A 7,883-nucleotide genomic window follows, 5' to 3' on the forward strand; every position below is an offset into this window, starting at 1 on the left:
GGGGTCAAGACGCGCAGGCGTGAAGTGTCCGATTTCCCTCCCATGGCGGACTCAACCGGCCAGGGAGACACGCGTGGCTACGCCCGACAGACGCCGGGATGCGGCGGCTCACAGAAGCAGCGCGCCGCCCCGTGCGGAGCCAGCCGTCCCATCAGGGAAATCCCCCCTTGCCCAACATGACCGTGCGTAACTATCATTACGCCAATCGTGACACAGAAGATGCCGCACTCCGCGGCCGGCCAGATGGTCGGATACCTCTACCAGTGCGAATGGGCTCTGGTGGAACTGGCCCGCCGATGGTTCAAGGACCCGCAGGCCGAGCTCCGCATGGAGATGCTCGACGACATCGACATCCTCCGCCAGGGCACGCCGGTCGAACTCGTCCAGTCCAAGCACCACGGACATGCCGGCGAACTGGGGTCCACCAGTGCCGACCTGTGGCGTTCGATCAACTCCTGGTGCGACGCGCTCAAGCACCTGCCGGCGGGGCAGCTTCCCATGCTCCGGCTCGTCACCACCCAGACCGTCTCGCCCGGCAATGTTCTGGCCAAACTCAGACACGACGCCCGGGATGTCACCGCTGCACTGGCAGAACTCGAGGCCATCGCCGGCGACCCTGACGGCGCCAAGACCACCTTGCCCTGGCGATCCCGGTTCATGGCCTGCACCGCTTCGACGCGCGCTGCCCTCGTGGGCGCCATCGTCCTCGACGATTCCGCGCCGCGAGTGTCAGAGGTGGACTCTACGCTGCGCGAAGTGATCGGAATCTGGAAGAACGACGAGCAGGGCCAGGCGATCCTCGAGGAACTGAAAGGCTGGTGGTGGAACGTGTCCCTCGACATGCTCGACCACGCCAATCCCGGCCGGCGCATGTCCGTTAGCGCCGAGGAATTGCGCACTCAGATCGACTACGTCTCCGGTAAGTACACCCACACCGCCCTGCCCGTCGTCGACAGCCTCGACGACCTCACCGAGCAGGAGATCGCCCAGTACACCGGCCACGTCTTCGTCGAACAGCTCAAGCTGATCGGCCTCGGCAACCGCAGTATCCGCGCCCACATCGGCGAGTACCACCATGCCTGGGCCCACCGTTCACGCTGGCTCTACCACCATCACGTCACCCCCGGGGAACTCACCCAGTTCGACAGCGACCTGCGCCAGGAGTGGAACCTCATCTTCGCCAAGTACGCCGACCGCTTCGACGCCGGCAAAGAAGGCGACGACGCCCAAGCCGTTGGCGAGACCATCCTCGACGCCACCCTCACCGCGGCGCAGGACATCAAACTCCGCCAGCTCGGCAAACGGTGGATCGCCCGCGGCACCCTGCACGCACTCGCCGACAACGCCCGCAACGAACCCAAGCCGCTGGGCTGGCACCCCCACTTCGAGGACCTGCTCAAGACACCCCCGTGCATGCAGACGAAGGGGGAGTAGCCCATGACCACCACCCAGCTTCCTGAAGCAGCGGCCCTCCTCAACCCCGCCTTCGGCGCCTACATCCTCAGCCACAGTGCTGCCGCTTACGCTGCAGCCGCCACCGAGCCGCAAGCCCATCTGCCCTGGCCGTCCGCGTTCCTGGTCCTGCCTCTGGTCCTGCCCCCCGACTCCCGGCGCGCCCTGCCGCGAGACACCCGCACCCAGCTCGCCGGATGGCTGGCAGACAACACCATGATCCGCGCGGCATTCCCTCAGCGCGCGCCCGCTCTGCATGCCTACACCCAAAGCTGTATCCGCTTCGGCATCCGCCACGGCACCCTGGCACTGACCGGAGGCGGCCTGCGCGTCACCCGCAAACCGGTGAAACCCGACCCGTCACAGCCCACCGACGAAGCCGCCACCTGCGTACGCGCCGCGGTTCTCGTGGGCCGCTGGTTCGCCGCAACCGACACCGCCACCCTCTTCACGCTGCTGGGCGTAAGGCCCTGACCCGACAAAGGACCCTGCCCCATGCACCTGATCGCCCTCGCCCTCTACCACCGAGACGGCCGCCCCACCCCCCGCGTCGTCCGCTTCCGCCCCGGCACCCTCAACTTCCTCACCGGAGAGTCCGAGACCGGGAAATCCGCAGTCCTGAGCATCGTCGAGTACTGCCTCGGCCGGCAGACCTTCACCCTTCCTGACGGTGTCATCACCAACACCACCGCCTGGTACGCGCTCCTCGTACAGATCGGCCCCACCCGTCTCCTCCTGGGCCGCCCCACCCCCAAGGGCGCCTCGACGAACAAAGCGATGCTCGTCATCGGCGACCACACACTCGACATCCCCCCGGCAGACCAGATGCACGTCAACGCCGACGCCACTGCCATCCGCACCGAGCTCAGCGCCCGTATCGGCATCGAGGAATTCCGTTTCCAGCCCCCCGCCGGAGCCGGCCGCCACGCCTTCGACGTATCCATCGCCCAGGCCGTCCTGCTGTGCCTGCAAAAGCAGAACGAGATCGCCAATCAGAACCTCCTCTTCCACCGCCAAGGGGAGCAGGGAATCGCCCAGGCGATCAAGGACACCCTTCCCTACTTTCTCGGCGCCGCAGGCCCCGAACAGGCAGCCCGCCGTCACGAACTCGCCGAACTGAACAAAGCCCTGCGCAGGGTCAACAAGCAGATCGAAGAGGCACGGCGCCGCGTGGAAGGCGGCGAAGCCCCCCGCGTCGCCCTGGCACGCATGGCAGCCGACGCAGGTCTCATCGACACCGTCCCCGAAGCCCCCACCGCCACCACCCTCGACACCCTGCTGCGCCAAGCCCTCGACGCCGTCCCTGACGCCTCCTTCGTCTCCGGCCCAGACACCAGGCGTGAACAGCTCGCCGCTGAACGCCGCGCCCTGCGCAGCCAGCTCCAGGAGATCAACAACTCCCGCACCATCCTCGACAGCTGGAAGGAAGAGAGCACCGCCCTCACCAGCGAACTCCACGTCCAGCTCAGCCGCCTCAAGCCCATCGGCCTGCTCGGCGACGCCTCCCACGACCGCGACGCCCACACCTGCCCCCTGTGCTCCCAGCAGCTTCCCATCCCAGACCCTCGAGTCTCCGACCTCCAGGAACTCACCCGCCGCCTCGAGACAGAACTGAACGATCTGGCCGCACTGCAGCCCGCCCGGAACCAGCACCTCGAAGCACTCGAAGCACAGACCCGAGAGATCCAGGCAAGCCTGCGTAACAACGCGGCCACCCTCGAAGCCCTCAACGCCAGCGACCGGCAACTGCGCCAAGCACAGGACCAGCGCACCTACCTCGCCCACGTCCAAGGACGCATCCTCCAAGAACTCCAGCGCACCAGTCCCCAAGGCAAGGACGACCTCGGCGACCTCCTGCGGCACGGCGACAGGCTGACCGAACAGGCCGAAGCCCTTCAGCTTCTCGTGGACGCCGACGAAGTCGGCGCCGAGACCGAGAACCGGCTGAACGAAGTCGCCGACCTCATGACCACCTGGGCGCGAACCCTCGGCCTCGAGCACGCCGATACCGCCGAAGAAGTCCGCATCAGCCCCACCCTGCTCAACGTCGTCCTGCGCACCCCCGCTGGACGACTCCCCCTCACCCGCATCGGGAGTGCCAAGAACTGGATCGGCTACCACCTCGTCGCGCATCTTGCCCTGCATACCTACCTGCACCGCCACAACCGCCCGGTCCCGGGCTTCCTCATGCTCGACCAGCCCACCCAGGCGTTCTTCCCTGAGGAGGTGCACGACGCGGTCACCGTCGAGGACGCTGACTGGGAAGCTGTCCGCGCCTACTTCTCCCTCATCTCCCAGGCTGTCGAGCAGAATGAGGGAGCTCTCCAGGTCATCGTCTGCGACCACGTCAACCTCCGCGACGACTGGTTCCAGCAGGGAGTCGTCGAGAACTGGAGAGGCGGCGTCGCCCTCATTCCTACAGACTGGATCTCCGCCGAGTGACGACCTGAGCCCTGCCTTCTCGCATCTTGCGGCCCTCCCCGTCTCGTTATCACGGGGCAGCGCGTTGAGGTCGACGACGGCCGGCTGCTGCACCGAGACCGCCGACAAGCAAGGGGACGAACCGAAGTGATCGAACGAGTCCGTGCCGTCCTGGTCCCCCCCGGCGACACGACGCTGGTCATCCGCCGCACCCGGCCCGGCATCCCCGTGTACTGGGTCTTGCCCGGCGGCGGCGTCGAACCCGGCGACGAGACCCGCGAGGCCGCCCTCCACCGGGAGATCCACGAGGAGATCGCGGGGAAGGCCGGCATCGTCCGCCTCCTCCACACGCTGGAGTCCGACGACGAGCGCCAGCTCTTCTACCTCGCCCGCATCGCGACGTGGTCCTTCGACGACCGCACCGGCCCCGAGTTCAGCGCCGAAGGCCGCGGCGAGTACGCGCTAGAGGAGATTCCGCTGACCGTGGAGGGGCTCGACGGCATCGACCTCAAGCCCGAGGAGATCGCCCACGTGCTGAGGGGGGCTATTAGCACCGCAGCCCTCGGAGCCGAGGCGACTTCATTCTGATGCCAGACTCGAACGGCGCCGGTCCTGGCGGCCTTCCGCTACCTCGCAAGCCAGTGCTGCGGGCGTGCCAGCCGCAGCCGGACCACAGCATGTAGACCATCTCTGCCACGCCCCGGGCCCCACAGGCCGTGGTGGAGCCATACGCCTGGCATGGCCTAATGCAGCCAGTGCCGGATCGATTTCCGCAGCAATCGTCCGACACTGTCATCATCGTCGGCCTGCGTCAGGAGATTGGCGGTGACCGCCTGGAGTTGGTCTGGCAGGAACTTATACAGCAGATCCTCCTCGTCGGCCTTCTGCCAGCCGGCCGCAGGAGCAAGAACAGGAAGCGCCGTGCTTCCTGCCGCAACAGCTCGCCGGTCAGAGCCAGACACATGGGGCAAATAACCTGAGTCCGTATAGTTCGGTGAATACGGAAATAGCCGATACCTCCCCTTGATGGGCGAACCGTACGCCAAAAGGCCCTTCCCGCATAGGAAATTGCACATTCCGGCTTACACCGCGACCACACCCGAGGGCTACATCCACCCCACACCCCAGGGTTAAATCCAACCCGATCCAGCCCCGCGCCGGGGGGTCACCCCCAGCGCATCCCCAGCTCGGACAGTTCCTCGACCCGCTCAGGCGCCAGCCGTTCCCGGCGACAGCGATTATTGGCGATGAAAACCCCCAGCGCCTGCTCGTCTCCGCCGACCTTCTCGATATGCCGGTGCGGCACCTCCAGATGCCCCTCCCGCTGCCGGTATTGGCGGGCAGCAGCCAGATTGGCCGCCCACACCTGCGCCCGCGTACGCCGCGGTGCCACCACATCCCGCTCGCCCTTCACCAGGGGGCCGAGCCCGAGGGCTTCCTGCAGCAGCCATTGCTGCGCCGTCCCGAGGCTGTCCCAGCCGCGCCGCTGTCCGCCGACCCACCGCCCCAGGTCCTCTCCCTGGACCATCACCTGTCCCGGCTCCTCGGGCAGCATCTGCCCGCCCTGGACGTGCAGCCGGGCGAGGTGGAAGCACCGCTGCCAGGCAACCGACCAGGCAGGGCACCACGACGGGTCGATGTCCTCCAAGGCCCGGCGCCGAGCCGCACTCAGTCCACCAGCCCCCTGCTCGCCCTTGTTCTGCCGCGCGGCTGCCCGCTGGTTCTTCAGCCACACCCCCACCGCGTACCCCTCCCACATGGCATCGGCCGGCGCCAGCAGGTGCCCGTGCTCGGCCGCCCACTCCCGCGCCGCCGACAGCCCCTCGGCGAACGCGACATCGGCATGCGACCAGATCATGCCGAGCTCCTCCAGCTGCCCCACCCGCTCCTGGCTCAGCTCCCCGCGGGTATGTGCACTGCGCTGCCGGGCGATCCACACCCCTAGAGCGAATCCGTCCGCAGTCCGGTATTCATACGGAACCGCCAGGTCGCCATGGTCACTGCGGTAGGCCAGCGCGGCCGCCAGCCCCCGCCTCCAAAACTGCCTCTCCGGCTGCAACACCCGCAGACTGATGAACGCCGCCAACTGCGCCGGATCCCGAGGCCGGGAGAACGACAACAGCTCCGCAGCCACCCTGCCCACCTCGCCAGGCACTTCCACCACCTCGCCAGCCGACCGGCCCCCGGCCACCTGTGGAGCAGCCAGCTGCTCCACAGCCTGCGCGTCGTGCGCCCGAAGTGCCGTGAGGACCTTCACCAGCTCCCCATAGGCCCGCGACACCAGCATCTCGTCAGGCTGCTCACCCGGACCGAGGAAGACAGGAACGACCAAGGAAGCCACTTTGCCTTCCCCCGGCAGCATCCGAAGCGCCCGCCCCACCGCCTGAACGATGTCGATCGCCGACCCCCGCACATCGGCGAAAACGACGGCATCGCACTCCTTGGTATCCACCCCCTCACCGAGCACCCGCACCGACGACAACACCCGCACCCACGCCGCCCCCGCATCAACCTCCGGTTCGGACGCGAACCCTGCCAGCACCGCACCCCGGTGCGCCGGCTTGTGCTCCCCGCACAGCCAGTCAGCCCACACCCCATCAGCACCCGGGTAAAAATCCGGATCACTCTCGTGCAACTCCTTCGCCACCGCACCAAGGCCACTGGAGAACGCCTCGGCCTCACCCGTGCGGTAATGGAACGTCAGCAACCTCCTCAACTGCCGCTCTGCAGAAGCCTTCACCACCGCTGTCTGCAACGCCGCCAGCCGCGCCCCCCGCACCCGCGCCGTCCTGCCCGCACCCCCCACCAACTCGACCACAGGCAAACCAGGATCCGCGATGTCCACACACACCACCTGGTAACGAGCAATCAGCCCCCGCTCGATCGCCTCTGACAGCGACAGCCGGTACACCACCGGTCCGAACACCGCCTCATCGTCCATCGACGCAACCAGCTCACCACCCCCCTCCGAACCCTCCCGATCCGGCACCTCCCACAACCGCGGCGTAGCCGTCATATACAACCGACGCAGCGCCGGCACCCGCCCATCGTCATGAACCCCCGCCCACGCCTTTCCCAAAGCCCCCGACGTCCGGTGCGCCTCATCCACCACCACGAGGTCCCACGCACCCAACCCCACGCGATGGCTCCGCTCCAGCACCCCCATTCCCAACGAGGCATAGGTGGCAAAGACCGTCACCGACTTCAGACCCGTTACCCACTCCACCAACTCCGCCTCGTCAGTCGTGCATTGAAGATCCCGTACGTCCTCGCCAGACAGCGAGCAGGCACCGAACATCGAGCCCCGGCGCCCGGCCTCCCGCCACACCGAAACGGTCTGTGCCAGCAGCCCGAGCGTGGGGACCAGCACCAGAACCCGCTTGGCACGCAGAGCCTTCGCCGCATGGACAGCGATCAGGCTCTTACCGGTACCGGTAGCCGCGACAACCTGGGCCCGCACCCCACCTGAGGACCCTCCGCCAGGCACGTGTTCCAAAGCCCGCACCACGGCATCGACAGCCTCGACCTGGTGAGGACGGAGAGACACCCGAGCCGACACAACACACCACCTCCCGCCTCCACTAGCGCCGGGAGAGGCACTAGCCGCTAAGTGTGGACTTTATCCGCGCCTACTTTTGATTGCACGCTGCTCGCAGGACCGAGAGTCCACCCACTATGACAGGATCACCACGCGCACGTAGGAGCTTGGGAGAAGAACCCACCACATCGAGTGAGACCGGATACCATCCCCAACACCCTAGCCACCGCCGCCTGTAGCCAGCAGCCCGCGAAGCGGGCCAGGCTTGAAGGCGAAGCCGGAAAGCCCAAGGCAGAGGAGCGAAGCGGACCTGCCTACCGTGCCGCGAAGCGGCACGGTCCGTTGACGGCCGAGCGAAGCCGGCCGTCAACGGACACTTCGTGGCTCAACCCTCGCGNAGCGAGGGTTGAGCCTGGGGGAGNGCAGCGGACCCAGGCCCGCCTGGCGAAGCCAGGCGGTTTCGTTCGAACGC

The 7,883-nt window shown here is 67.3% G+C and carries 6 protein-coding genes; 4 read left to right on the top strand and 2 right to left on the bottom strand.

Features of this window, described 5'->3' with window-relative positions; all coding sequences use genetic code 11:
• Positions 1-207: 207 nt before the first annotated feature.
• From MW084_RS24270 to MW084_RS24285, 4 genes are all read left to right on the top strand, one after another.
• Complete coding sequence (locus MW084_RS24270; RefSeq protein WP_275563783.1) at positions 208-1,434, top strand: ABC-three component system protein; 1,227 nt, start codon at positions 208-210, stop codon at positions 1,432-1,434.
• Between the two features lie 3 nt (positions 1,435-1,437).
• Positions 1,438-1,926, top strand: a complete 489-nt coding sequence (locus tag MW084_RS24275) for a three component ABC system middle component (protein WP_010471373.1) — start codon at positions 1,438-1,440, stop codon at positions 1,924-1,926.
• 21 nt (positions 1,927-1,947) lie between these two features.
• Positions 1,948-3,894, top strand: a complete 1,947-nt coding sequence (locus tag MW084_RS24280; RefSeq protein WP_010471374.1) for a DUF3732 domain-containing protein — start codon at positions 1,948-1,950, stop codon at positions 3,892-3,894.
• A 126-nt stretch (positions 3,895-4,020) separates the two neighbouring features.
• The gene (locus tag MW084_RS24285) at positions 4,021-4,461 is read left to right on the top strand and encodes an NUDIX hydrolase (protein WP_010471375.1); all 441 of its coding nucleotides are present in this window, start codon (positions 4,021-4,023) and stop codon (positions 4,459-4,461) included.
• Between the two features lie 155 nt (positions 4,462-4,616).
• Here MW084_RS24285 and MW084_RS24290 read toward each other — a convergent pair whose 3' ends face one another.
• On the bottom strand, positions 4,617-4,835 hold the full coding sequence (locus MW084_RS24290; RefSeq protein ID WP_158684334.1) for a hypothetical protein: 219 nt from the start codon (positions 4,833-4,835) through the stop codon (positions 4,617-4,619).
• Between the two features lie 203 nt (positions 4,836-5,038).
• Positions 5,039-7,432 carry a DEAD/DEAH box helicase gene (locus MW084_RS24295; protein WP_372499206.1) on the bottom strand — a complete coding sequence of 798 codons (2,394 nt, stop codon included), beginning with the start codon at positions 7,430-7,432 and terminating at the stop codon, positions 5,039-5,041.
• Positions 7,433-7,883 lie beyond the last annotated feature (451 nt).

The organism is Streptomyces sudanensis, assembly GCF_023614315.1.
In the GTDB taxonomy this organism is placed as follows: Bacteria; Actinomycetota; Actinomycetes; order Streptomycetales; family Streptomycetaceae; genus Streptomyces; species Streptomyces sudanensis.

Coding starts and splice junctions, on each gene's coding strand:
- MW084_RS24275 (WP_010471373.1), top strand. CDS start 1,438: ATGACCACCACCCAGCTTCCTGAAGCAGCGGCCCTCCTCAACCCCGCC.
- MW084_RS24280 (WP_010471374.1), top strand. CDS start 1,948: ATGCACCTGATCGCCCTCGCCCTCTACCACCGAGACGGCCGCCCCACC.